Source organism: Amycolatopsis sp. NBC_00355, assembly GCF_036104975.1.
In the GTDB taxonomy this organism is placed as follows: domain Bacteria; phylum Actinomycetota; class Actinomycetes; order Mycobacteriales; family Pseudonocardiaceae; genus Amycolatopsis.
On the sequence record NZ_CP107982.1, the window covers coordinates 4126934 to 4152706 of the forward strand.

A 25773-nucleotide genomic window follows, 5' to 3' on the forward strand; every position below is an offset into this window, starting at 1 on the left:
CGACGTTAGGGCCCGCGGGGAGGCGTCCGACAGGGGTGCCGTCGCGACCTGTGGACAACCGGGGTGTTGTGGACGGATCACGCCGGACCGGTCCGGGAACGGCCGTTTTCGTCGTACCCGGATGAGATGCTGGAGGGTCAGGCGTCCGGCCGGGCCGGCACGGTGCGCTGCACGACCACGCCCAGCACGCCAGGGCCGGTGTGCGCGCCGATCACCGCACCCAGCTCGGAGACCACGCAGCCCGCCGACCGCGGCACGGCCTCCTCCAGCCGGTTCGCCAGCTCGACCGCCCGCTCGGGCGACGCGAGGTGGTGGACGGCCAGCTCGACGTCGTCGTCGTCCGCGGCCCGGGCCGCCAGCTCGACCAGCCGCGCGATCGCCCGGTTCATCGTGCGGACCTTCTCCAGCGGCAGGATCCGGCCGTCGGACATGTGCAGCACGGGCTTCACCGCCAGCGCCGTCCCGAGCAGCGCCGCCGCCGGGCCGATCCGGCCGCCGCGGCGCAGGTACTCCAGGGTTTCCACGACGAACAACGTCGACGAGCACTTGGCCGCGGTCATCGCCGCGGCCTCGACCGCCTTCGGATCCGCTCCGGCCGCGGCGGCGTCCGCGGCGTGCAGCGCGGCGAACCCGAGGCCCATCGCGGTCGTGCGCGAATCGACGACGCGCACCCGGTCCGGCCCGACCTCCTGCGCCGCCAGCACCGCCGCTTCCCAGGTGCCCGACAGTTCGCGGGAAAGGTGGATGGAGACGACCGCGTCAGCGCCGTCGGCGAGCGCCGCGCGGAACTCCTTCGCGAACTCGGCCGGGGTCGGCCGGGACGTCGTGACGATCTTGCGCTGGCTCATCGCCTCGGCCACCGCCGCCGGGCCGGTTTCCACGCCGTCGAGGGAAACCACGCCGTCGACCAGGACGTGCAGCGGCACCACCCGGACCTCGTGCCGTTCGGCGAACCCCTCCGGCAGGTGGGCAGTGGAATCCGTGACTACGGCGACCGACACGCCGTCAGCCTACGTGGCCGGGGGCCACCACCGGTGCCAGCAACACGGACATCGCCTCGCCCACGGCGGCGTGTCCCGCCCAGCCCCAGTGCATGCCGTCCGGGTTGCCCGCGCCGCTGAGCACGTGCTCGCCGACGACCTCTTTCAGGTCCAGCAACGGTACGCCGGCGCGCTCGCCCCAGGCCCTCATCGCGGCCTCGGCAGCCGGCCGCGCGGTGTGCACGCCGCCGTAGGCCGCGGCCCGGTGCACCGACGGCAGCATCCCGAAGATCGGCAGCTCGGGGCGCAGGACGCGCAAGGCTTCCACGGCGGTGTCGAGGTACTGCACGGTGAGCTTCACCGGCAGCACCCGCGGCCGGCCGCGGAACGCGACCGACAACCGCGGCTGCGCGGCGAGATAAGCCTTGCGCACCACCCGCCGCACCGGATCGGGCCGCAGGTACTTCAGCCCGCCGCGCAAGTAGGTCGGCAACGGCGAAGGCAGCGTGTCCATGCTCCCGATCGCCAGCACGACGGCGTCAACGTGGTGCAGATCGGCCCAGACCCGCGGATCGCCGGTCAGCGACCACCAGACGTCGCGGGCGGTCCAGCCGATCCCGGCGACCAGGTCGGCGGTGCCGCCGAGGGCGGCCGCCGCGATGTTCGGCCAGAGTCGCGGCTCGTCCGCGGCGCAGGGCCCCTCGGGGCCGTGAAAGCTCAGCGAATCGCCGAACACCACCAGGCGTGGCCCCATCGGCTAGCCGGTCATCCCCGCGTTGTAGGCGTGCAGCCGCCACTTGCCGTCGCGCAGGCCGAGCTCGACCCAGTGGCAGTTGGCGATCCCGCCGAGGGAGGGCCAGATCTCGACCGGCAGCTTCAGCAGCCCGGCCGTGAGCGCGATGATCAGCCCGCCGTGCGCGGCGAGCAGCACCGTGTCGCCCACGTCGGAGTTGGCCTGCTGCAGGTCGGACACGACCTCGCCGGCGCGCTCGGCGACGTCGAGCCGGTTCTCGCCGCCCGGCGGCGCCCAGGTCGCGTCGGTGCGCCAGCGGGCGCGTTCACCGGGGTACTCGGCGTCGACTTCGGCGCCGGTCTTCCCCTGCCACTCGCCCAGGTGCGTCTCGCGCAGGCGCTTGTCGATGCGCAGCGGGACGCCGATGGCGTCGGTGAGCACGGTCGCCGTGTCGGTCGCGCGGCGCAGGTCGGACGCGATCACGAGGTCCGGCGAAAACCGGGCCAGCGCGGGGACGGCGAAGCGAGCCTGGTTCCAGCCGACCGGGGTCAGCGCCGAGTCCAGGTGACCCTGCATCCGCCCGGCGGCGTTGTAGTCCGTCTCGCCGTGGCGCCAGAGCACCAGCCGCCGCGGGCTCACCGGGCGTCCGCGTCCTCATCGGCGGGCGGCTCCTCGAGACCGGCCACCTCGATCCGCGGGCAGTCCTTCCACAGCCGTTCGAGGCCGTAGAAGCTGCGTTCTTCGACGTGCTGGACGTGCACGACGACGTCGACGTAGTCGAGCAGGACCCAGCGGCCCTCGCGGGCGCCTTCGCGGCGGACCGGCTTGTGCCCGGCCACCCGCAGCTGCTCCTCGACGTTGTCGACGATGGCGCCGACCAGGCGCTCGTTGGGCGCGGAGGCGATGACGAAGGCGTCGGTGATGACGAGCTGCTCGGACACGTCCAGCACGACGACGTCGCTGGCCTTCTTGTCCGCCGCCGCGTGTGCGGCCGCTACGGCCAGCTCTCGTGCCTCGGACGTGGCTGTCACGGTGCTCCTTTTCCGGATCGGGTTCGCCCGAGAAGGGTACCCGCCGCGACCAGCGGCGCTTCAGTCGCTCTTCCGGTAGAGATCCTTCTTGGTGATGTAGCGGACGACGCCGTCGGGAACGAGGTACCAGACCGGCTCCCCGCGCTCGACGCGGTCGCGGCAGCCGGTCGACGAAATCGCCATCGCGGTGACCTCGACGAGACTCACCTTGCCGCTGGGCAGGTGGTGCGAATTGAGCCGGTAGCCGGGCCGCGTGACGCCGATGAAGTGCGCGAAGTCGAACAGCTCGTCGGCCTTGTGCCAGGTGAGGATCTGCTCGAGCGCGTCGGCGCCGGTGATGAAGTAGAGCTGATCTCCGGGGTACTCGGCGTGGAGGTCGCGCAGGGTGTCGACGGTGTAGGTCTGGCCCGCGCGGTCGATGTCCACGCGGCTGACCGAGAAGACCGGGTTGGACGCGGTCGCGATGACCGTCATCAGGTAGCGGTCCTCGGCCTTGGTTACCTTGCGGTCGGTCTTCTGCCAGGGCTGCCCGGTGGGCACGAAGATCACTTCGTCGAGCCCGAACCGGGACTGGACCTCGCTCGCGGCGACGAGGTGGCCGTGGTGCACGGGGTCGAAAGTGCCGCCCATGACCCCGATCCGCCGTGGTGACATGGGTCCCGAGCCTATACACCGGACCCGTGGGCCGTCCGGTCCAGCAGCACACCTCGCCCGACCGTGCAGGATTTGTGATTCAGGTCACATTACGACCCGTATTCGACACGAACGGTCCGTTCGCGCCGCCGCCGATTCCCGGTTCGTCGGTGCCATGGGGTAGACGTGGGGACGTGGACACCACCAGCACCACCCCAGCACTCCGCGACCGCGCCGAAACCCTTCTCCGGGCGCTGGCCGGCGACTCGGCGAAGCTGCGCGAAGACCAGTGGACGGCCATCGAGGCCTTGGTCGCGCAGCGGCGGCGCGCGCTCGTCGTGCAACGCACCGGGTGGGGCAAGTCGGCCGTCTACTTCCTCGCCACGGCGCTGCTGCGGGAACAAGGGAGCGGGCCGACGGTGATCGTCTCGCCGCTGCTGGCCCTGATGCGCAACCAGATCTCGGCGGCGGCGAAGGCCGGGATCCACGCGGCGACGATGAACTCCGCGAACCCGCAGGAGTGGGAGCACGTCCAGGCGTCGGTGGCGGCCGGCGAGATCGACGTCCTGCTCGTCAGCCCCGAACGGCTGAACAACCCGGACTTCCGCGACAACGTGCTGCCGAAGCTGACCGCGAGCACCGGCCTGCTGGTGGTCGACGAAGCGCACTGCATCTCCGACTGGGGCCACGACTTCCGGCCCGACTACCGGCGGCTGCGCACACTGCTGGGCGACCTGCCCGACGGCGTGCCGGTGCTGGCGACCACCGCGACGGCGAACGACCGCGTCGTCACCGACGTCGCCGAGCAGCTGGGCATGGGCAGCGGCGGCGACACGCTCGTGCTGCGCGGCAGCCTCGACCGGGAAAGCCTGCGGCTGTCGGTGTGCCGGCTGCCGACGTCGCAGGCGCGGCTCGCGTGGCTCGCGGAGCACCTGGCCGAGCTGCCGGGGTCGGGGATCATCTACACGCTGACGGTCGCGGCGGCGCACGACGTCGCGTCCCTGCTGAAGGACCGCGGGTACCCGGTGGCGGCCTACACCGGGAAGACCGACCCGGCCGACCGGCAGGCAGCTGAGGACGACCTGCTCGGCAACCGCGTCAAGGCACTGGTCGCGACGTCCGCGCTGGGCATGGGGTTCGACAAGCCGGACCTCGGGTTCGTCGTCCACCTCGGGGCGCCGTCGTCGCCGATCGCGTACTACCAGCAGGTGGGTCGCGCCGGGCGTGGTGTGGAGCGCGCGGAGGTCGTGCTGCTGCCTGGCGAAGAGGACCGGGCGATCTGGGCGTACTTCGGGTCGCTGGCGTTCCCCGACGAGCTGCGGGTGACCCAGGTGCTGAACTCGCTCGCCTACGCCGATCGTCCCCTTTCGACGGCCGCGCTCGAGCCGTCCGTGGAGCTTTCCCGCTCCCGTCTGGAAATGGTGCTCAAGGTGCTGGACGTCGACGGCGCGGTCCGGCGCGTGAAGGGCGGCTGGGAGAGCACGGGCGAGGACTGGCAGTACGACCGCAGCCGCTACCAGCGCGTCGCGGAAGCGCGTGATCGGGAGCAGGAGGCGATGCTCGGTTACCTGGCGACCGGCGACTGCCGGATGGAGTACCTGCGCCGTCAGCTCGACGACCCGGACGCGGCGCCGTGCGGGCGGTGCGACAACTGCACCGGGCAGCACTGGGACACGTCGGTGACCGACGAGGTCGTCAACGCGACGCGGGAACGCCTGCAGCGCCCGGGAGTCGAGGTCGCGCCGCGGAAGCAGTGGCCGACGGGGATGTCCTCTTTGGACGTTCCGGTCTCCGGCCGGATCGGCGCCGACGACCAGGCCGAGCCGGGGCAGGTCCTCGGGCGCCTGACGGACGTCGGCTGGGGCAACCGGCTGCGGGAGCTCGTCGGCCCGACCGCCCAGGACTCGGACGTGCCGGACTCGGTGTTCAAGGCGTGCGTACAGGTCTTGGCCGGGTGGCAGTGGTCGGAGCGGCCGGTGGCGGTGGTCGCGGTGCCGTCGTCGACGCGGCCGCGGCTGGTCTACAGCCTGGCGACGCGGCTGGCCGACATCGGCAAGCTGGACTTCCTCGGCGCGCTCGACGCGGACGGCCCGCCGCCGCGCCAGGCGAACAGCGCGCAACGGCTGGCCGACCTGTGGCGTCGGCTGAGCATGCCGGCCGACCTGGCCGCGACGTTGCCCGCGGGGCCGATCCTGCTGGTCGACGACGTCATCGACACCGGCTGGACGATGACACTGGCGACGCGGCTGCTCCGGCGGGCCGGGGCGCCCGCGGTGCTGCCGTTCGCGTTGGCCAGCACGGCCTGATCCGGGAGCCGCTCGGTAAGTCCTTCCTGCCGGGCGGGCCGGCGCGCGTGGTTGAAAGCCGATCTCGCGTGGACGACGGCGGGACTCGCGTGTTCGGAGACGGATCTCGCGTGATCGAGCCCGGGTCTCGCGTGATTGGGCAGCCGACTCGCGTGATTGGAGGGACGACACGCGTACCTGGGTGGACGACACGGTGTTGAGCTGGGAGTCGTGGGCGGGGTGGGTTCCCGCCGCCGGACCGGATGGTCGGGATCTTTCGTACTGCGGGCTAATGTGGCAAAGTCGCGTCCACCTTCGGGGGACGTGGAGGCTGCCATGACCGTGCGGGTCCAGCACCGGCTGCCGGTGCGCAAGCTGTTCGCGGCGAGCGCGGGCAACGCGCTGGAGTGGTTCGACTGGACGATCTACGCGACGTTCAGCATCTACTTCGCCGGCGCGTTCTTCCCTTCCGGCAACGACACCCTCGCCCTGATCAACACGTTCGCCACCTACGCGCTCGCGTTCTTCTTCCGCCCGCTCGGCGGAGTCCTGCTCGGGCGCTTCGCCGACACCCGCGGCCGCAAGCCCGCCATGATCCTGACGATCGTGCTCATGGCGGGCGGCTCGGTCGCGATCGGTGTGCTGCCGACGTTCGCGCAGGTCGGCTGGCTCGCGCCGCTCCTGCTGCTGCTCGCCCGGATCGCGCAGGGGCTCTCGCTCGGCGGCGAGGTGTCGAACGCGTCGGCCTACCTGGGCGAGATCGCGCCGGCCGCGCGGCGAGGACGGTACTCGGCGTTCTTCTACATCTCGACCGGCTCCGCGGTGCTCGTCGCGACCGTGCTCGGGTTCGTGCTGTCGCGCACCCTCGACAAGGCGCAGCTCGCGTCGTGGGGCTGGCGGCTGCCGTTCCTGCTGGGTGGTGTCTTCGGCGTGGTCGGGCTGTGGCTGCGCCGCAGCCTCGCCGAGACCGAGCTGTTCGAGCAGACGAAGACCAAGGCGCGCAAGCTCGAGCGGCCGCTGCTGACCACGCTGACGCACCACCCGAAGGCCGTCGGCCGGCTCGTCGGCTTCTCCATGCTCTCGACGCTCTGCTACTACACGTTCTTCAGCGCGCTCACGTCGTTCGCGGTGAAGAACCGGCACGCCGACGCCGGCGCCGTGTTCCTCGCGCTCTCCGTCGGCACCGTGCTGTTCATCGCGCTGCAGTACCCGATGGGCGCGCTCGCCGACCGCGTCGGGCGGAAACCGCAGCTGCTCGTGTGGTCCGGGGCGACCGCCGTCGTCATCGTGCCGCTGTCCACGTTGATCGGCCCGGACGTCGGCGGCCTGCTCGTCGTGTTCTGCGTCGGGCTCGGGCTGTACACGGCGATGACGTCGATCGCGCCGGCGATCATGAGCGAGCTGTTCCCCACCGAGCTGCGCGGGCTGGGGATCGGCGCCTGGTACAACCTGACCGTCGCGATCTTCGGCGGGACCGCTCCGCTGCTCATCACGGTGTTCGGCGCGATCTCGCCGACGCTCTACTTCTGGTACGTCGCCGCCGGTGCCGCGATCGCGTTCGCCGTGATCCTGACGCTGCCGGAGACGAAGGGCAGCGAGCTGGGGTAATCCCGTCGTCGCCGGCCAGTGGCGCTCGCTAGGCTTCGGACTCCGCTGACCGAGCCCGAAGGAGGGACACCGTGCACACCGCCGACGTTACCGAGGAGCTGGCGCGCCGCGTGGTGGCCGCCGCCGGCCGGGCCCTGGACGTGGAATTGACCTCGGAGCAGGCGCTGATCCAGGCGTCGCCGCGTGACGGCGTCGACTACCAGGCCAACCTCGCGATGAGCCTCGGCAAGAAGCTCGGCCGGCCGCCGCGCGAGGTCGCCACGCTGATCGCCGAAGCCCTGGAGCTGGACGGCATCGCCGAGACCCCCGAAATCGCCGGGCCGGGCTTCCTCAACTTCGCGCTGCGCAAGGACTGGCTGGAAACGCGCGTCGAATCGGTGCTCGGCGATCCGCGGCTCGGCGTGCCGAAGACGGCCGGTCCGCGCACGATCGCGCTCGACTACAGCAGCCCGAACGTCGCCAAGGAAATGCACGTCGGGCACCTGCGCTCGTCCGTGATCGGCGACGCCCTCGCGCGCCTGCTGCGCTTCGCGGGCCATGAAGTGTTGCCGCACAACCACCTCGGCGACTGGGGCACGCCGTTCGGCATGCTCATCGAGCACCTGCTCGACGTCCCGTCCGAGCAGCGCGCGATCGCCGACCTCGACGCCTTCTACCGCGAAGCACGCCGGAAGTTCGACAGCGACGAAGCGTTCGCGACGCGGGCACGCACCCGCGTCGTGCTGCTGCAGAGCGGCGACGACGAGACCCTCGCCGTGTGGCAGACCCTCGTCGACGAGTCGACCCGGCACTTCAACGAGGTCTACGCCCTGCTCGGGATCTCCTTGACGGACAAGGACATCTACGGCGAGAGCTACTACAACCCGTACCTCGCCGCGGTCGTCGACGACCTGGAGGCCGCCGGGCTGACCGAACTCAGCGACGGTGCCGTCTGCGTCTTCCCCGAAGGGTTCCGCAACCGGGAGGGCGACCGGCTGCCGCTGATCGTCCGCAAGCGCGACGGCGGGTACGGCTACGCGGCCACGGACCTGGCCACCGTCCGGTACTGGACGACCGAGCGCGGCGCCACCGACCTGCTCTACGTCGTCGGAACGCCGCAGGCGCAGCACTTCGCGATGGTGTTCTCGGCCTGCCGCACGGCGGGCTGGCTGACCGGGCACGCCGAGCACGTCGGCTTCGGCACCGTGCTGGGCGCGGACGGCAAGACGATGCGGACGCGGGCCGGCGAGACGATCAAGCTGGTCGACCTGCTCACCGAAGCCGTGACGCAGGCCGCCGCGGTCGTCGCCGAACGCAGTGAGCTCGACGCGGCCGGGCAGGCCGAAGTCGCCCGGGCCGTGGGCATCGGCGCGGTCAAGTACGCCGATCTCTCCGGCGACCGCGAGCGCGACTACGTCTTCGCCTGGGAACGCATGCTCGCCAAGGAGGGCAACACCTCGGTGTACCTCCAGTACGCGCACGCGCGGACGCGGTCGATCCTGCGCAGGGCGGGCGGCGAGCCCGACGGGACGCGGATCCTGCTGGACGAACCGGCGGAACGGGCGCTCGCGCTCAAGCTGCTGCGGTTCGGCGAAGCCCTTCAGGCGGCGACAAGCGCCTACGCGCCACACAAGCTCTGTACGTACCTCTACGAGACCGCCGTCGCGTTTTCCCGGTTCTACGACGACTGTCCGGTGCTCAAGGCGCCGACCCCCGAGCTGCGCGCGTCCCGGCTGCGCTTGACTACGCTGACGGCGCACACGCTCGCGCTCGGGCTTTCCCTGCTCGGCATCGACGCGCCCGACCAGCTCTAGCGGGAGACCATTGTGGAACTGCCCGGCGACCTGCTCGCCCTGCTGCGCGAGCCCAGCCTCTGCTTCCTGGCGACGTCGATGCCGGACGGCTCGCCGCAGCTCACCCAGACCTGGGTGGACACCGACGGCACGCACGTCCTGGTGAACACCGTGCTGGGCCACCAGAAACAGCGCAACATCGAACGTGACCCGCGGGTGGCGCTCAACGTGGCCGACCGCGAGCGGCCGTCGCGCTACTACGCGATCCGCGGCCAGGTCGTCGGGATGACCGAAGACGGCGCCGTCGAGCACATCGAGAAGCTGGCGCAGCGGTATCTGGGCGGCCCGTACCCGTGGTGGGGCGGGCGCGACCAGACGCGGCTGCTGCTGACCATCAAGCCGGACCGCATCAGCGGGACGTAGGCGCCACCAGGTCGTCAGCGTCCCGGAAGCCGGCGGCCGGGCCCACCTGGTGTCGGTGGGCCGAGGGCCGTCAGCGCCGGGGCTCGGACAGGACGAGGACCACCGTGCCGCTCGCGAACGTCCGGGTCTCGACCTTGCCGAACACCCCGGTGACGCCCTCGCCGAAGAGCTGCTCGCCGGCGCCGCGCAGCACCGGGTGGATCCACAGCCGCAGCTCGTCGAGCAGCCCGTGCGCGACGAGCGTGCGGGCGACCGGACCGTAGCCGTACATCAGGATGTCCGCGCCCGGCGCCTGCTTCAGCTCCCGCACGGCGCCGGGCAGGTCGCCGGACAGCACGGTCGTGTTGTTCCACGCCGGCGAGGTCAGAGTGGTCGAAGCGACGTACTTCGCCATCTTGTTCATGGTGTCGCTGAACTCGTCGCCGCTGCGGGCCGGCCAGGCTTCGGCGAAACCGTCGTAGGTGCCGCGGCCCATCAGCAGGGCGTCGCTCGCGCGCAGCTGGTCGAGGGCGAAGGCGCCGGCGGCCTCGTCGAAGTAGTCCAGCGACCACAGGTGCGGGTCGGAGACGACGCCGTCGAGGGTCACGTAGGTCGAGTTGACGATCTTGCGCATCGGATGCTCCCGGTCTCGTTCGTGGTGCCCCGAGATTCGGCCGCGGCCCTTCCGGTGGGCTATCGACGCGCTATCGGTTCCCGCTCGCGTGCTGGGCGACGTCGGCGAGGAGCCGCTCGGCCCGGCGGGCGTGCTCCGCGGCCGTCACGGCGTCTTCGGCCAGCTCGCCGAGCCGCCGGTGGGCGCGGGCCTGCAGGTGCCGGTCGCCGGTCACCCCGGCCACCGTGACCGCCTCGGTGAACCGGGCGGTGGCCGTGCCGGCGTCTCCCGCCGCGACGGCGACGCGGCCCTGGCCGAACAACGCGTAGCCGACGCCGATCCGGTCCCCCAGACCGGAGGCGATCTCCAGGACCCGGTCCACCGCCACCCCGGCGGCGCCCACGTGCCCGGCGGCCAGCTCGACGTCGGCGCTGCGGTAGAGGATCTGCGCTTCGGTGCGCGACGCGCCCGCGTCTCGCGCGAGCCGCAGCGCTTCGGCCACTTGGCCGGCGGCGTCGCCGAGCGCGCGAGCGTCGAGGTCGAGCCGGGCGAGTTCGGACCGCGCGTGTGCTTCGCCGCTTCGGTCGCCGGCCGCGTGCAGGAGCGGCAACGCCTCCGTGGCGCACGCGCGGGCCGCGGCGAGGTCGCCGTTCAGCCGCCGGACCGTGGCGAGCTGCCGCAGCGTCGCGCCGACGCCGTGACCGATCCCGGCGGCGCGGAACCCGGCCAGCGCGGGTTCGAGGTACCGGGCCGCGTCGTCCGGACGGCCCTGGTGGACGAGCAACGCGCCCAGGGAGTGGCGGGCCGCGGCGGCGCCGACCGCGTCACCTGCCCGGTCCGCCGACGTGACCGCGAGCTGGGCGATCTCCCGCCAGTCGTCGAAGTAGCCGCGGATCTCGAACAACGCCGCGGCCGTGACGGCCAGCTCCCAGCACAGGTCGTCCCACTCCGCGGCCGCCGCTTCCCGCACCGCCGTGACGAGCGCGAAGCGTTCTTCGTCGACCCACTGCAACGGCGCCCGGCGGACGGCGGCCGTCGCCGAGGCCGGCGGCTCCCGGCGGGGCGCGGTCCCCCGCAGGTCGAGGCGGCCGCCGAACTCGGGACGCTGGGCCTGTCCGGCGAGGCCGAGCCAGCCGGAACCGAGCCGGCGCAGGGCCGCCGCGTGCTCGGCGACGCTGTCCTCGGCGGCGGCGCACTCGGTCGCGAAGACGCGCACGAGGTCGTGGAACCGCCAGCGCCGGGACAACGCCGAAGGCGGCGCGCCGTCGGCGATCAGGTTGGCTTCGAGCAGCTCCGCGAGCGCGTCCTCGGCCGTGACGTGCGGGACGTCGAGCAGCGCACCCGGCGCCCAGTGCGGCAGGTCGGGGTGCTGCGGCGTGGCCATCCGGCGGAACAGCGACCGGGCCGGCCCGCTCAAGCCGTGGTAGGACAACGCGATCGTCGACCGCAGCTGGACCCCGCGGAAGGACAGCTCGTCCAGCCGCCGCTTCTCGTCGGTCAGCCGGTCCAGCAGATCGCCGAGGGCCCAGTGGTCGCGGGACGCGAGCTTCGCCCCGGCGATGCTCAGCGCGAGCGGCAGCCGGTCGCACGCGGCGACCAGCGCCTCGGCCGCCTCCGGTTCGGCGCTCAGCCGGTCGTCGCCGACGAACGTCGCGAGCAGCCGCAGCGCGACGTCGTCCTCGAGCACGTCGAGCTGGACGCCGGCCGCGCCGGGCAGGCCGGTGAGCCGTGCCCGCGACGTCGTCAGGACCGCGCAGCCGGCCGAACCGGGCAGCAGCGGCAGGACGTCCGCCTCCCGCCGGACGCCGTCGAGCACGACCAGGACCCGCCGGTCGGCCAGCCGCGTGCGGTACAGCTCGGCGCGTTCGCGCGGGTCCCGGGGCAGCAGCTCCTCGGCCATGCCCAGGGCGCGCAGGAAACCGCCGAGCACCCGCGCGGACCAGGTCGTGCTGTCCTCGGCCGAGTCGTCGTGCAGGTCGGCGTAGAGCTGGCCGTCCGGGAAGTGCGCGGCGAGCTCGTGGGCGGCCCGCACCGCCAGCGCCGACTTGCCCACACCGCCGGCGCCGGAGATCCCGACGACCCGGACCGCGAACGGCGTCTGCGGGTCGGCGGGCCCGCACAGCCGCGCGCTGATGGCGCGCAACGCGGCGTCGCGACCGGTGAAGTTCGTGGCGGGCGCCGGCAGCTGACGCGGCACCGGCGTCGCGACGACGTCCTGAACGGCCCGGGCGGCGGGCTGCTCCCCGGCCAGGATCGCGGCCTGCAGCTCACGCAGCTCGGGACCCGGTTCGACGCCGAGCTCGTCGACCAGGACGTCGCGGGCCCGCCGGAACGCGGTCAGTGCCTCGGCCCGGCGGCCGCCGCGGTGCAGTGCCCGCATCAGCAGCAGGTGCAGGTTCTCCCGCAGCGGGTGCTCGTCGACCAGGGCGGTGAGCTCGGGCAGGACGTCGGCGCCGCTCTCGAGCCGGGCGCGGACGCGCTGCTCGACCAGGTCCAGCCGGCGTTCCGCGAGCCGGGTGGCGGCGCGGGTCAGGGCATCGCTGTCCAGACCGGCGAACGCGGGCCCGCGCCACAACGCGAGCGCCGCTTCGCAGGCGTCGTCGTCGGTCCGGGCCCGCACGGCCAGTTCGGCGAACCGCGTCAGATCGAGGTCTTCGGCGGCGACGTCGAGTCGGTAGCCCGGGGCGCGGGTGGTGATCGTCGCGAACCCGCCGGCGTCACGCAGCCGGCGGCGCAGCGCGGACACGCAGATCTGGACCTGCGACCGGGCCGTGGCCGGCGGCCGCTCACCCCAGAGCGCGTCGACCAGCCTCTCGGCCGCGACCTCGCGGTTGGCGTCGAGCGCGAGCACGGCGAGCACGACCGACTCGCGCGGGCTGCCCACCGGCGTGGCCGGGGACCCGAGCTCGGCGGGCCCGAGCAGGCGGAGCCGCGGCGGGGCGGGGTGCTCGGTCATCACCACCAGTGTCGTCCATAGCGGATCGATAGCGGCCGGATGGGGCGTCCGGCGAAGGTGGCTCCAGTAACCGAAGAACCCGAGGAGTGGTCCGGATGTCCGAAATGGAAACAATGGAAACTGTGGAAACGCCGCACGAGCTGGTACTCACCGACACCTTCCCGGTGTCCCGCGACGAGGTGTGGGCGGCGTGGACCGACCCCGCGCGGTTCGCGACCTGGTGGGTCGGCCCCGGCTTCCGCACCCACGACCTGGTCATGGAGGTCGAGCCGCGCGGCCGGTTCGCCGCGAAGCAGTCGTCCGAGGCGGGCGACTTCACCATGCCCTTCGCCGGGTTCTACGTCGACGTCGTCCCGGGTGAGCGGCTGGTGCTGGGGCTCAGCGACGAGCCGTCGCCGGACGAGCCGATGCGCACCGAGATGACCGTGACGCTGACGGAGGTCGACGGTGGCACCCGGCAGGAGTTCCGGCAGACCGGCGTGGTGACCGACGAGCACTTCGCGGCGCTGGAGGCCGGGACGCGGGTGTTCTTCAGCCAGCTCGGCGCGCAGCTGGCCGGCCGGAGCTGAGCGCGGTCTCACAGCCCGGCCAGCTCGCGCCGCTTGATCTTCCCCGACGGCGTCGCGGGCAGCCGGTCGACGAACCGGACCAGCCGCGGCCGTTTGTACGGGGCGAGGTGCGGGGTGGTGAACGCGATCAGCTCGTCGGCCGTGGTGGTCTCGCCGGGACGCAGGACGACGTACGCGCAGGCGAGCTCGCCCTTGACCGCGTCCGGCACCGGCCCGGCGGCGACCATGGCGACCGCCGGGTGCCCGGCGAGCACCCGCTCGATCTCGGCCGGGTAGACGTTGTAGCCGCCGGTGATGATCAGGTCCTTCTTGCGGTCGACGACGAACAGGTGACCGGTGGGGTCGCGGTAGCCGAGGTCGCCGGTGCGCAGCCAGCCGTCCGCGTCGATCGTCTCGGCCGTGGCCCCGGGCCGGTCGTGGTAGCCGAGCATCACGACCGGGCCGCGCACCACCAGCTCGCCGCGGACGCCGTCCGGGGCGTCACGGCTCGGGTCGTCGAGGTCGGCGACGCGGATCTGCACGCCGGGGTAGGCGACGCCGATGGAGCCGAGGACCTCGGGCGCGTGCGGGCTGTGCGTGGTGGCGTGCCCGGACAGCTCGGTCATCCCCCAGACCTGCAGCAGCGGCGCCCCGCTGCGGTCCTGCCAGGCTCGCATGGTCGAGACGGCGATCGTCTGGCCGCCGACGGTGCTGCGCGTCAGCGACGAGAGGTCCGCGGTCGCGAGGGCCGGGTCGGCGAGCAGCATCGCGTACATCGCGGGCACGCCTTCGAAGATGGTCGCGCGGTGCGTTTCGATCGCGGCGAAGACGTCTTCGGGTGCGAACCGTTCCCGCAGTACGACGGTCCCGCCGGCGCAGAACGTGCTGTGCACGGCGACGTTCCCGTAGACGTGCGGGAGCGGCAGCGCGGTGACGACGACGTCGTCTTCGCGGCGGGCGTGCATGGTGGCGGTGAGCGCGCAGTTGACCAGGACGCCGTACTGGCTCTGCACGGCGCCTTTCGGGTGACCCGTGGTGCCGGAGGTGTAGGCGATGGTGCACGGGCCGGCCACGTCGATCGGGTCCCGGGGTGCGGCTTCGAGCAGATCCGCGAACGGGACGGCGTCGTCGCCGTTGTCGAGGTCCACGACGAGCTTGACGTTGTCGACCCGCTCTCGCAGCGCGCTGGTCGTGATGACGGCCGCGGCCCGGCAGTCCTCGGTGACGTAGTTCAGTTCTTCGGCGGTGAGCAGGGCATTGACCGGGTTGACGATCGCGCCGGCCCGCAGGACACCGTGGTAGGCGGCCAGCCATTCCCAGCGGTTGGGCGCGTAGAGCGTCACGACGTCGCCCGGCGCGACGCCGCGGTCACGCAGCCCGCCGGCGACGGCCGCCGCGGCCGCGTCCAGCTCGCGGTAGGTCAGCGTGTGCGTCGCGGTGACGAGCGCGGTCCGGCCGGGGTGGCGCCGCGCGGCGGTGCGGAGGATGTCGGCGGGGCCGGTCATGCGCGGAGCCTAGGACAATGCCTTCGGGACAGGTCCCCGAACAAGGCTTTCAGCGGGACCCGCTCGTCGGCGTGGACTACTTCGCGACGCCGCTCCGGGGCCGCTCAGGGGTCGAGGCCGATCAGGTCCGGCAGTTCCGTCGCCACGGCCTGCCGCGAAGAAGCTGCGCTCTGCCTTCGGTCAGCGGCGCAGCGGAACCAGGTCGTCCGCGTGCACAACCTCGCGACGCTGCTCCGGCGGCAACTCCGGGGTCGAGCGGCCGATCAGGTCCGGCAGCTCCGTCGCGTCGAACGCCACCACGCCGCGCGCCACCGCGCGGTCGTTCGTGTCGATCAGGTCGACGACGTCGCCGGCTTGGAAGTCGCCCTCGACGCCGATGATTCCGGCCGCCAGCAGCGAGCGGCGGCGGCGGACCACCGCCGTCACCGCGCCGTCATCGATGCGGAGCCTGCCCGTCGTGTCGGCCGCGTAGCCCAGCCAGAAGCGGCGGGCCGACAGGCGGGTGTCAGCTGGGGCGAACGCCGTGCCCGGGGAGGCCGTCGTCAGGGCCGATGACGCTTCCGACGCCGCCGCGAGCAGCACCGGGATGCCCGCGCCGGCCGCGGTGCGGGCGGCTGCCAGTTTGGACACCATGCCGCCGGTACCCAGCCCGGAGCTGGACATCCCGACCGAGATTCCGTCCACATCGGACTCCGAGAGCACCTCGGTGAGCTTGCGGGTGGCGCCTTCGCGGGGGTCGCCGTCGTACAGACCGTCCACATCGGACAGCAGGATCAGGGCATCGGCGCCGATCAGGTGCGCCACCAAAGCCGCGAGCCGGTCGTTGTCGCCGAAGCGGATTTCCTCGGTGGCCACCGTGTCGTTCTCGTTGACGACCGGGACCGCGCCGAGCGCCAGCAGCCGCGAGAACGTCCGCTGCGCGTTGCGGTAGTGCGAACGGCGCACCACGTCGTCGGAAGTGAGCAGCACCTGCCCGACCGTCAGCGAGTACCGCCCGAACGACTCGGCGTAGGCGTGCGCCAGCGCGAGCTGCCCGACGCTCGCCGCCGCCTGCTGGGTGGCCAGGTCCTTCGGGCGCTTACCCAGCGACAGCGGAGCGAGGCCGGCGCCGATCGCACCCGAGGAGACGAGCACGATCTGCGTACCGGCCGCGACTCGCGAAGCGATTGCGTCGACCAGCGCGTTCAGCCGGCCCGGGTCGAGGCCGCTGCCCGCGGTGGTCAGCGCCGAAGAACCGACCTTGACCACCAGCCGCCGGGCGGCGGCGATGGCCTCCCGCGTGCCGCTCACGCGTCCAGGTCCCCGTCGGCGCCTTCCGGCTCGTCCGGGCCGTCACGGCGGATCCGGCGGGCTTCCTTGCGCTCGGCCGCGCCGATCCGGTCGTGGTTCTCGAGCCGGACGTCGGTGCCGCGGCCGGACAGGTGCATCGCGACGCTCGGCGTCGACGGCTCCCACTCGAACTGGACGTCGCCGATCGTGACCGGGCTGCCCGGCCGCGCGCCGAGCTTCGCCAGCTTGTCCTCGACGCCGAGGCGGTTGAGGCGATCGGCGAGGTAGCCGACGGCTTCGTCGTTGCCGAAGCTCGTCTGGCGGATCCACCGCTCCGGGCGCGTGCCGCGCACGATGTAGGCGCCCTCTTCCTCGGGGTCGACTTCGACGGTGAACCCCTGGTCGTCGACGGCGAGGGGCCGCAGCACGATCGTCTCCGGCTCCAGCACCGGCTGCATCTCGCGGTACTCCTCGACCACCTTGGCGAGCGCGAAGGTCAGCTCGCGCAGGCCCTTGCGCGACGCCGTGGAGATCTCGAACACCTGCAGACCGCGAGCCTCGAACTCCGGCCGGACGAACTCGGCGAGCTCGGCCGCTTCCGGGACGTCGATCTTGTTGAGCACGACCACGCGCGGGCGCTCTTCGAGCTTCCCGCCGAGGCCCGGGGTGTACTTCGAGAGTTCCAGCTCCAGCGCGTCCACATCGGACACCGGGTCGCGGCCGGGCTCCAGCGTCGCGCAGTCGACGACGTGCACCAGCACCGCGCAGCGCTCGATGTGGCGCAGGAAGTCGAGCCCGAGGCCCTTGCCTTCGGACGCGCCGGGGATCAGCCCGGGGACGTCGGCCATCGTGAAGACGGTGTCGCCGCCGGTGATCACGCCGAGGTTCGGCACGAGCGTGGTGAACGGGTAGTCGGCGATCTTCGGCTTGGCCGCGGACAGCACCGAGATCAGCGACGACTTGCCGGCGGACGGGAAGCCGAGCAGGCCGACGTCGGCGACCGAACGCAGCTCCAGCACGAGGTTGCGGGCTTCCCCCGGCTCGCCCAGCAGCGCGAAGCCGGGCGCCTTGCGCGCCTTCGACGACAGCGCACGGTTGCCGAGGCCGCCGCGGCCGCCCTGTGCCGCGACGAACGTGGTGCCCGGGCCGATCAGGTCGGCGACCATCTCGCCGTCTTCGGTGAACACGACGGTGCCGGACGGCACCTTCATCACCAGGGTCTCCCCCGCCGCACCCGCGCGGTCACCGCCCTGGCCCAGCTTGCCGTTGCCCGCCTTGGCGTGCGGACGGAAGTGGAAGTCGAGGAGGGTGTGCACGTTGGGGTCGACGACCAGCAGGACGTCACCGCCGTTGCCGCCGTTGCCGCCGTCGGGGCCGCCGAGGGGCTTGAACTTCTCGCGGTGCACCGAGGCGCAGCCGTTGCCCCCGTCACCGGCGGTCAGGTGGATCACCGCGCGGTCCACGAAACGGGACGCCATGACTTGCCTCTTTCACTCGCGAGCAGGGATTACACAAAACAAACGAGGGGCGGCACCGGATATTCCGGCCCCACCCCTCGTTTGAGGTCTAGCGTCGAAGCCGAAACTCAGGCTTCCACGGGCACGACGATGTTGATCGTCTTGCGACCACGCTTCTCGCCGAACTGGACCGCGCCGGCGGCCAGCGCGAACAGCGTGTCATCGCCGCCACGGCCGACGTTCACGCCCGGGTGGAACTTGGTGCCACGCTGGCGGATCAGGATCTCGCCGGCGTTGACTTCCTGGCCGCCGAAGCGCTTGACGCCGAGGCGCTGCGCGTTCGAGTCACGACCGTTGCGGGAGCTGGACGCACCCTTCTTGTGAGCCATAGCTCAGCCCTTCTTTAAAAAACTCGGTCTGAAAAGCAGATCCGGAGAAGTTCTTACAGGGAGATGGCGGTGACCTCGACGCGGGTCAGCTTCTGCCGGTGACCCTGACGCTTGTGGTAGCCCGTCTTGTTCTTGAACTTGTGGATCCGGATCTTCGGACCCTTGGTCTGCTCGACGACCTTGCCGGTGACCGAGACCTTCGCCAGCGCGTCAGCGTCCGTGGTGACATCGCCACCGTCGACGTACAAAACGGCGGGGAGAATGTGCTCGGTGCCCGGCTCGCCCTCGAGCTTCTCGACCTCGACCACGTCGCCGACGGCAACCTTGTACTGCTTGCCGCCGGTCTTGACGATCGCGTACGCCGACACGGAAGTCTCCTGCATTACTCGACAATGGGTGGGGGCCCCGCGCGATCGGCCCGCCTCCGGGAAGGCGGTCCTGCTCTCACGCAGGCGGCCTACTCTGGTGGTAGGCCGTACTACAGGTTACGTGGGGTGCCCCGGTGCGTTACCACCGGGGTCCCCAAGTCGTTCAGTTTGCGCTCTGCTCCGAGGCCTTGACCGGCGGACCGGCCGGGCGTGACGCGGCCCGGCGCGGACGGCGCCGGGTGGAGCGTCCGGCCGGTTCGGGCACGCTGACCTCGGGTTCGGCGACCGGCTCAGCGGCCTCCGAAGACTGTGTGACGGGCTCTTCCGCCGGCTCGGGAGCCGAGGAACGCTCGACGGCCGGCTCCTCGTGCGGCACCGGCGTCTCGTCCGCCTCGGTGGTCACCGGGACGTCCGCGACCTCGGTGGCCGGCACCGCGGGCCCGGGAGCCACGACGGCCTCGTCCGGCACCTCGGTGGCCTGCCCGGCCTCCGCCGTGTCGGTCACCTCCGGGACGGGCCCGTTGCCGTTGAGGGCACCGTGCTCGTGCGGGTGTTCCTTGGCGACCTTGGACGCGTTCGCCATCGCCGCCACCGCGGACGCGATCGACTCGCGCTTCTCCGGCGGCGGAACGGCGTGCACCTCGGCCTTGGCCGCTTCGGCCTGCTCCTTGGCGGCTTCCTCGCCCTTGCCACCGCGACCGCGCGACCGGCGGGAGCTCTTCTCCCCGCCGCCGGTGTTGCCGCCACCGCCGTTGCCGCCGTTGCCACCGCCACCGTTGCCGCCGTTCCCGCTGTGGGAGTGGGCGGTGCCGCCGGCCGTGCGCTGCGGCTCGGTCGAGACGACGACGCCGCGGCCCTTGCAGTGCTCGCACGGCGTCGAGAACGCCTCGAGCAGCCCGGTGCCGATCTTCTTGCGGGTCATCTGCACCAGGCCGAGCGAGGTGACCTCGGCGACCTGGTGGCGGGTGCGGTCGCGGCCGAGGCACTCGGTGAGCCGGCGCAGCACCAGCTCGCGGTTGGACTCGAGCACCATGTCGATGAAGTCGATCACGATGATGCCGCCGATGTCCCGCAGCCGGAGCTGGCGGACGATCTCCTCCGCCGACTCCAGGTTGTTGCGGGTCACCGTCTCCTCGAGGTTGCCGCCCGAGCCGGTGAACTTGCCGGTGTTGACGTCGATGACCGTCATCGCCTCGGTGCGGTCGATCACCAGGTAGCCGCCCGAGGGCAGCCAGACCTTGCGGTCGAGGGCCTTGGTGATCTGCTCGTCGATCCGGTGGTCGGCGAACGCGTCACCGGTGCCGGTGTAGCGCCTGAGGCGCTCGGCCAGCTCCGGCGCGACGCCGCTGACGTAGTCGTTGATGGTCTCCCAGGACCGGTTGCCCTGGATCTCCAGCTTGGCGAAGTCCTCGGTGAAGAGGTCACGCACGACCTTGACCAGCAGGTCCGGCTCTTCGTAGAGCATGGTCGGCGCGCCGCCCTTGCGGCCGGAGCCGGCGTCGGCCTTCTCCTTGATGACGTCCCACTGGGCCTTCAGGCGGTCGACGTCGCGACCGAGCTCCTCCTCGCCGATCCCCTCGGAAGCGGTGCGGATGATCACACCCGCGTCCTCCGGGACGATCCGCTTGAGGATGTCCTTGAGCCGGCGGCGCTCGTTCTCCGGCAGCTTGCGGGAGATGCCGGTGGCGCCGCCCGCGGGGACGTAGACCAGGAAGCGGCCGGGCAGCGAGATCTGCGTGGTCAGCCGGGCACCCTTGTGCCCGACCGGGTCCTTGGTGACCTGGACCAGCACGGAGTCGCCGGTGGACAGCGCCTGCTCGATCTTGCGGGCCTTGCCCTCCAGGCCGGCGGCGTCCCAGTCGACCTCACCGGCGTAGAGCACGGCGTTGCGGCCGCGGCCGATGTCGATGAACGCGGCCTCCATGCTCGGCAGCACGTTCTGGACGCGGCCGAGGTAGACGTTGCCGACGATCGAACCGGAGCCCGACTGCGTCACGAAGTGCTCGACCAGCACGCCGTCCTCGAGCACGGCGATCTGCGTCGCGTCGCCCTTCTCGAGGACGACCATCGTGCGCTCGACCGCCTCGCGGCGGGCGAGGAACTCGGCCTCGGACAGGATCGGGGCACGGCGGCGGCCGGCCTCGCGGCCGTCACGGCGGCGCTGGCGCTTGGCCTCGAGCCGGGTCGAGCCGCGGACGCTGCGCACCTCGTCGCGCGCCGGGCGCTCGCGCTCGGCGCGTTCGGCCTGCTCGGCCTTGGCCTGGCGGACGTGGGTGACCGTGTTGGGCGGGTCGTCGGTGCCGGTGTCCCCGGCGTCGTCACCGTCCGAGCCCTTGCGGCGGCGACGGCGGCGACGGCGCTTGCTGCCGCCTTCACCGTCGTTGTCGTCGTTGTCGGCGTCGTCGCCCTCCGGCTCTTCGGTGGCGTCCGACTCGTCCTTCGCGGGCTTTTCGTCCGCGTTGCCGTTGCGGGAGCGGCGGCGCGCGGGCTGCTGCTGCGGCTCCTCTTCGGCCTGGGCGTCGTCGCCCTCGTTCTCGTCGCTGCCGTCGGCGCCCTTGCCCCGGCCACGGCCGCGGCGACCACGGCGGCGGCGACGGCGGCTGTTGGCGTCGTCACCGTCGTCGTCGGAGTCGGTGGCCGGCGAAGTGTCTTCGGCCTCCTCTTCCTCGGCGATCTCGGGCTCGGGCTCGGGCCGCTGGTGCTTCTGCTTCGCGGGCGCCGGGGCCGGCGGCTCCGCGAACGGGTCGGCCGGCTTGCGCGCCGGCTTGGTCGCGGCGGGCTCCGGCGGCAGGAAGACCGGCGACGGCGCGGCGAACACCGGCAGGTGCGCGCGGCTCTTCTGCCGCGGCCGCGGCTTCTCGGCCTCGGCGGCGGGCTGTTCGGGTTCCGGCTCGCGCCGGGTCCGCCCGGTGGGCGCGACCTCGACGTCACCGCCGGAAGCCGGGGCCACCTCGACATCGCCGCCCGAGACCGGAGCGACCTCGACGTCACCGCCGGAGGCCGGCGCGGCCTCGACGTCACCGCCCGAGAACGCCTCGGCGACCTTGAGGGCCACTTCCCGGGTCACGCTCGACTGCGCGCTGCGGACGCTTTCGCCCAGTTCGGTCAGCTTCGCGAGGACGTCCCGGCTGTGCGACTCGAGCAGCTTGGCCAGCGCGTGCACCCGGATCCGGGCGGGCAGGTCGGCCAGCGGGCCGGTCGTGGGTGTGGCGGGATTCCCGCCGGTGTGCTCGGCGGGTGTTTCCGCGTTCGACATGTGTCTCCTCCGCCCCCGGGCGCGTCTGCCGGTTCAACCCGGCAGGGACGCGGCCGCGCAGGGGCCCCTTTCTGTTCGTTCCGCCGTGGTGGTCACCAGCGGCGGGAATCCTTGCCCGACGACCGGGCGCCGCACCATCGACTCCCGATGGCGCGCAACCCGGTCAAAGGTCTGCTCGGCGGGTACCTGCCCAGGCCTCACGGCCCCCGGGCCGCCCGCCACGTCGTCCAGCCGCCCGGTCTGCGGGCGGCGACGCGCGTGGTGCTGGTTCATGCACTTCACCGGGCCGCAACGCCGCAGGCAGCACCTCTCACGTGTGCCCCGCGGCCCAGCGGCCACCCCGAGTATCCCACACCCGGTGACCGCTCCGTCGTACTCGGTACCTCCCGCAGGCCGTCCGGGCGCGCCGCGGGGGTACCGGCCGGGCGAACTTGGCCGGAGAGCTTGTCCGCCGGGCGCGGGGTGGCTAGCGTGCGGCTCGGGGTGGCCGGGCGCACGCGCGCCGGCACCCGCGGTTCCGGCATCCGGTGGGAGGTCGAGTGTCCCTGCTGGCGCGGCCGCTGCGGGCGGTCGTGGGCATCGTGCTGGTGTTTTCGGGATGCGTCACCGCCGCTCCGGCGACGGCCGGCGAGCTCTCCTGCGGCCACGGCCGGCCCCTGCGCTACGTCGTCACCTTCGACCGCGGCACCGCCGAGTCCACCGCGCGCGCCCGGATCGCCGGTGCCTGTGGTGCCACGACCGTGTACTACCCGCAGATCGCCGTCGCCGTGGCCACGTCCGGCGACGCGGGGTTCGGCGCGCGGATCGGCCTCGACCGGACGTTCAGCGCCCAGGGTGAGCGGCTGGCCGCACAGCACGCGACCGACCCGGTGAAACCGCAGCCCGCGCGGGCGACGCTGCCGGCGACCGACCCCGCGGCGGTGCCCACCGCGGACCTGAGCGAGCGGCAGTGGGACATGCAGGCGATCAACGCGGGCTGGGCGCACAAGGTGTCCGAAGGGCGCCGCGACGTCGTGGTCGGCGTGCTCGACTCGGGGATCGACCCGGCCCACCCGGACCTCACCACGGCCCTGGACCGCGACGACTCCGCCGGCTGCCTCACCGGCGCCCCCGACCAGGACAAGAGCGCGTGGGCGCCGACGACGTCGGTCCACGGCACGCACGTCGCGGGCATCATCGCGGCGGCCGACGACGGCCACGGCGTCACCGGCGTGGCGCCCGGCGTGCGCGTCGCCTCGGTGAAGGTGATCGACGACCGCGGGTACGCCGATCCCGAAGCCGCGGTGTGCGGGCTGATGTGGGCGGCGTCACGGCACATGCAGCTGACGAACAGCAGCTTCTTCGTCAACCCGTGGTCGCTGTCGTGCATCCGCGGCGACGACCGCGGCGTCGTGCACGAGGTCCTGGCCAGAGCTGTGGAATACAGCACGTCGGCGGGCACGCTGAACGTCGCGGCGGCGACCAACGAGGCCGTCGACCTGACGCCGTCCGCGCGTTCGGGCACACCCGGCGCGGGCACGGGGTGCGAGGCCCTGCCGGCCGGGCTGCGGGACGTCGTGGCGGTGTCGGCCGTGGGAGCGGACCGGGTGAAGGCGGGGTACAGCTCGTACGGCCTGGGCGTGATCGACATCACCGCCCCCGGCGGCGAGGCCGGCGAGTGCGTGCTCTCGACGGTCCCGGGCGGCTACGCGCCGCTGTGCGGGACGTCGATGGCGGCCCCGCACGTCGCCGGCGTGCTCGCGCTGCTGGCGTCGTCGCATCCCGGCGCGGGCCCGCGGCAGCTGCGGCGGTACCTGGACGGGCAGGCGACGCCGATGGCCTGCCCGGCCGACTACGACCTGACCGGGGACGGGACCCAGGACGCGTACTGCGCGGGGTACGAGGGGTTCAACGGCTTCTACGGGCACGGCATGGTGGACGCGATGGCGGCGGTGGCGCCGCGGACCGGACGGCCGGACCCGGCCCGCTGACGTCACCGCCCGGTTCTCGCGTGAGCGGAGACGCGACTCGCGTGATCCGGCGGACGACACGCGTGCCTCAGTGGACGACACGCGTACGTGGGTGGACGACACGGCGTCACGTGAGCAGGAGTTTCGCGATGCGGCGGGTCGAGGCCCACAGGCCCACTCCGCCGAGGACCAGCAGGTAGGCGAGGTTGCCCAGCATGCCGGCGGACAGGATGCCCGTCGCGAGGCCGCGCATGAGCTCGATCGCGTGGTAGAGCGGGAAGCAGCGGACCACCCACTGCAGCGGCTCCGGGTAGACCGAGAGCGGGAAGAACGTCGTCGAGAACAGGAACATCGGGGTCAGCACCAGCTGGATGTAGTCGAACTGGGCGGTCGACTTCACGAACGTCACCAGGGCCATGCCGATCGCCGAGAAGGCGAGGCCGACGAGCAGGGCCGCCGGGACCATCAGCAACGCCCACCACGACACCAGCAGGCCCATCGCCGCCGCGATGCCGAGGAACGCCACCGCGTAGACGCCGCCACGCAGGACGGCCCAGCCGATCTCGCCCAGCGCGACGTCCAGCGGGCCGATCGGGGTCGCCAGCATCGCGTCGTACAGCTTCGCGTAGCGCAGCTTGAAGAACAGGTTGAACGTCGACTCGAAGACGGCGCCGTTCATCGCCGACGTCGCCAGCAGCGCCGGGGCGACGAACGCGACGTAGCTCATCGGCTGCCCGTCGGGGCCGGTCACCTCGCTGACGAGCCTGCCGAACCCCAGCTGGAACGCCAGCAGGTAGAGGAACGGCTCGGCCGCGCCGGACAGGAAGATCAGCCAGTTGTTCCGGTAGACCATCGTCGCGCGCTCGATCAGCGCGCTCGCCCGCCCGGCGTACAGCCCCGGCGGGAGGATCCGCAGCAGCAGCCCGACGCGGCGCGGCGGGGCCTGGACGCGCACCATCAGACCACCAGCCTCTTGTAGAAGGCCCGGTGCGCCAGCGCCCACCCGGCCGCGAACAACGCCGCGAGCACGGCGAAGTGGCCGAGCATCGCCCAGCCGCCGACCCCGCCGACGCTCACGCCGCGGGCCAGCTGCGAGCCGTGCCACAGCGGGGAAAGCCAGGCCAGCCAGCGGATCGCGGCGGGCAGCTGGGAGATCGGGAAGAACGTGCCGCTGAACAACGTCATCGGCATCACGACGAAGCGGAAGATCATCCCGAAGCGCTGGCCCTCGTCGTGGGTGCTCGCCGCCAGCGCCGCCATCGGTGTCGTGCAGGCGAGGCCGGTGACCGTGCCGGCGACGATCACCAGCAGCACGCCGGGCCCGGTCCAGGCGCCGAAGAACACCGCGACGAACGCGTAGATCGCGCCGGCCAGGGTCAGCCGCAGCGCCGACCAGATCAGGTGACCGCCGAGCACCTGGCCGGGCGAGACCGGCGTGGCCGTGACGGCCAGGTAGTCCTTCTGCCACTTGAACCCGGAAAGGACGGGGTAGCTCGACTCGCCGACCGCCTGCTGCGCGGCACCGGCGGCGAGCAGCGCGGGCGCGATGTACTGCAGGTACGAGAGGCCGCCGGTGACGGTGCCGGGCCGGACCTGCGACCCGAAGCCGAGACCCATCGCGGCGAGGAACAGCACCGGCTGCAGGCCGGTGGAGTACAAAGTGGACAGCCAGTGCCGGCGGTACCAGGTCCAGTGGCCTTCGACGCGCAGCCAAGCGCCGTGCCACCGGCCGACGACCCGGCCGCTGGATGCGACGGTGGTCATGGCCGGTCCTTCCCGTGGAGGCACGACCGCTGAATCTCCCGGCGGGGGCACACGTGTGAGGTCTCCTGACGGAGACACGACCGCCGAATCTCCCGGCGGGGGCACACGTGTGAGGTCCCTTGATGGAGACACGACCGCCGAGTCACCCGGCACGGGTGCGCGCGTGAGGTCCCCTGCCGGAGACACGACTGCCGCATCTCCCGGCACGAGCACACGCGCGGGGTCTCCTGACGGACACACGATCGCCGAGTCACC

Annotated in this window: 21 protein-coding genes; 6 read left to right on the forward strand and 15 right to left on the reverse strand. The window is 72.5% G+C overall.

What is annotated here, in order from left to right:
* Positions 1-137: 137 nt before the first annotated feature.
* The 5 genes from OHS18_RS18155 to nadD are packed head-to-tail and all read right to left on the reverse strand — an operon-like array spanning position 138 to position 3374.
* Positions 138-1001: a DegV family protein gene (locus OHS18_RS18155; RefSeq protein ID WP_328451048.1), complete on the reverse strand. Its 864-nt coding sequence runs from the start codon at positions 999-1001 to the stop codon at positions 138-140.
* Positions 1002-1005: 4 nt separating this feature from the next.
* Positions 1006-1734: a diglucosylglycerate octanoyltransferase gene (gene octT / locus OHS18_RS18160; RefSeq protein ID WP_328617838.1), complete on the reverse strand. Its 729-nt coding sequence runs from the start codon at positions 1732-1734 to the stop codon at positions 1006-1008.
* 3 nt (positions 1735-1737) lie between these two features.
* Complete coding sequence (locus tag OHS18_RS18165) at positions 1738-2352, reverse strand: histidine phosphatase family protein (RefSeq protein ID WP_247055188.1); 615 nt, start codon at positions 2350-2352, stop codon at positions 1738-1740.
* Positions 2349-2744 (reverse strand): ribosome silencing factor, encoded by a 396-nt coding sequence (gene rsfS, locus OHS18_RS18170; protein WP_247055190.1) that lies wholly within the window; start codon positions 2742-2744, stop codon positions 2349-2351. The genes OHS18_RS18165 and rsfS overlap by 4 nt, the downstream gene beginning before the upstream one ends.
* Before the next feature lie 60 nt (positions 2745-2804).
* Positions 2805-3374, reverse strand: a complete 570-nt coding sequence (gene nadD / locus OHS18_RS18175) for a nicotinate-nucleotide adenylyltransferase (RefSeq protein WP_247064488.1) — start codon at positions 3372-3374, stop codon at positions 2805-2807.
* Between the two features lie 197 nt (positions 3375-3571).
* Between nadD and OHS18_RS18180 the strand changes: the two genes are divergently transcribed.
* The 4 genes from OHS18_RS18180 (at position 3572) to OHS18_RS18195 (ending at position 9465) form a co-directional block, all read left to right on the forward strand.
* Positions 3572-5683 carry a RecQ family ATP-dependent DNA helicase gene (locus OHS18_RS18180; protein ID WP_328617839.1) on the forward strand — a complete coding sequence of 704 codons (2112 nt, stop codon included), beginning with the start codon at positions 3572-3574 and terminating at the stop codon, positions 5681-5683.
* Positions 5684-5998: 315 nt separating this feature from the next.
* Entirely contained in the window at positions 5999-7270 is a 1272-nt protein-coding gene (locus OHS18_RS18185) for an MFS transporter (RefSeq protein ID WP_328617840.1), read from the forward strand.
* 71 nt (positions 7271-7341) lie between these two features.
* Complete coding sequence (argS, locus tag OHS18_RS18190) at positions 7342-9063, forward strand: arginine--tRNA ligase (RefSeq protein WP_328617841.1); 1722 nt, start codon at positions 7342-7344, stop codon at positions 9061-9063.
* 12 nt (positions 9064-9075) lie between these two features.
* On the forward strand, positions 9076-9465 hold the full coding sequence (locus OHS18_RS18195) for a PPOX class F420-dependent oxidoreductase (protein WP_328451036.1): 390 nt from the start codon (positions 9076-9078) through the stop codon (positions 9463-9465).
* A 70-nt stretch (positions 9466-9535) separates the two neighbouring features.
* Here OHS18_RS18195 and OHS18_RS18200 read toward each other — a convergent pair whose 3' ends face one another.
* Together OHS18_RS18200 and OHS18_RS18205 are read right to left on the reverse strand one after the other, a co-directional pair.
* On the reverse strand, positions 9536-10078 hold the full coding sequence (locus OHS18_RS18200; RefSeq protein WP_328451034.1) for a dihydrofolate reductase family protein: 543 nt from the start codon (positions 10076-10078) through the stop codon (positions 9536-9538).
* 70 nt (positions 10079-10148) lie between these two features.
* Positions 10149-13013 (reverse strand): AfsR/SARP family transcriptional regulator, encoded by a 2865-nt coding sequence (locus OHS18_RS18205; RefSeq protein WP_328617842.1) that lies wholly within the window; start codon positions 13011-13013, stop codon positions 10149-10151.
* 95 nt (positions 13014-13108) lie between these two features.
* On the opposite strand from OHS18_RS18205, the gene OHS18_RS18210 reads away from it, so the two are divergent.
* On the forward strand, positions 13109-13582 hold the full coding sequence (locus tag OHS18_RS18210) for an SRPBCC family protein (protein WP_328617843.1): 474 nt from the start codon (positions 13109-13111) through the stop codon (positions 13580-13582).
* Positions 13583-13590: 8 nt separating this feature from the next.
* Here the strand turns inward: OHS18_RS18210 and OHS18_RS18215 are convergent, their stop codons facing one another.
* From OHS18_RS18215 to OHS18_RS18240, 6 genes are all read right to left on the reverse strand, one after another.
* Positions 13591-15066 carry a class I adenylate-forming enzyme family protein gene (locus OHS18_RS18215; protein WP_328617844.1) on the reverse strand — a complete coding sequence of 492 codons (1476 nt, stop codon included), beginning with the start codon at positions 15064-15066 and terminating at the stop codon, positions 13591-13593.
* Between the two features lie 180 nt (positions 15067-15246).
* Complete coding sequence (proB, locus tag OHS18_RS18220) at positions 15247-16356, reverse strand: glutamate 5-kinase (RefSeq protein ID WP_328617845.1); 1110 nt, start codon at positions 16354-16356, stop codon at positions 15247-15249.
* Positions 16353-17813 (reverse strand): GTPase ObgE, encoded by a 1461-nt coding sequence (gene obgE, locus OHS18_RS18225; RefSeq protein WP_328451025.1) that lies wholly within the window; start codon positions 17811-17813, stop codon positions 16353-16355. The genes proB and obgE overlap by 4 nt, the downstream gene beginning before the upstream one ends.
* A 107-nt stretch (positions 17814-17920) precedes the next feature.
* Complete coding sequence (gene rpmA / locus OHS18_RS18230; protein ID WP_155545674.1) at positions 17921-18181, reverse strand: 50S ribosomal protein L27; 261 nt, start codon at positions 18179-18181, stop codon at positions 17921-17923.
* A 53-nt stretch (positions 18182-18234) separates the two neighbouring features.
* On the reverse strand, positions 18235-18549 hold the full coding sequence (gene rplU, locus OHS18_RS18235) for a 50S ribosomal protein L21 (RefSeq protein ID WP_003067132.1): 315 nt from the start codon (positions 18547-18549) through the stop codon (positions 18235-18237).
* A 163-nt stretch (positions 18550-18712) separates the two neighbouring features.
* The gene (locus OHS18_RS18240; RefSeq protein WP_328617846.1) at positions 18713-21805 is read right to left on the reverse strand and encodes a translation initiation factor IF-2 N-terminal domain-containing protein; all 3093 of its coding nucleotides are present in this window, start codon (positions 21803-21805) and stop codon (positions 18713-18715) included.
* 539 nt (positions 21806-22344) lie between these two features.
* Between OHS18_RS18240 and OHS18_RS18245 the strand changes: the two genes are divergently transcribed.
* Positions 22345-23775, forward strand: coding sequence for a S8 family peptidase (locus tag OHS18_RS18245; protein WP_442875390.1), 1431 nt, complete (start codon positions 22345-22347; stop codon positions 23773-23775).
* 106 nt (positions 23776-23881) lie between these two features.
* Here OHS18_RS18245 and OHS18_RS18250 read toward each other — a convergent pair whose 3' ends face one another.
* A complete protein-coding gene (locus OHS18_RS18250; RefSeq protein WP_328617847.1) occupies positions 23882-24712 on the reverse strand; it encodes an ABC transporter permease in 831 nt (276 codons plus the stop codon).
* Positions 24712-25518 carry an ABC transporter permease gene (locus OHS18_RS18255; RefSeq protein WP_328451017.1) on the reverse strand — a complete coding sequence of 269 codons (807 nt, stop codon included), beginning with the start codon at positions 25516-25518 and terminating at the stop codon, positions 24712-24714. Before OHS18_RS18255 ends, OHS18_RS18250 begins: the two co-directional genes overlap by 1 nt.
* Positions 25519-25773 lie beyond the last annotated feature (255 nt).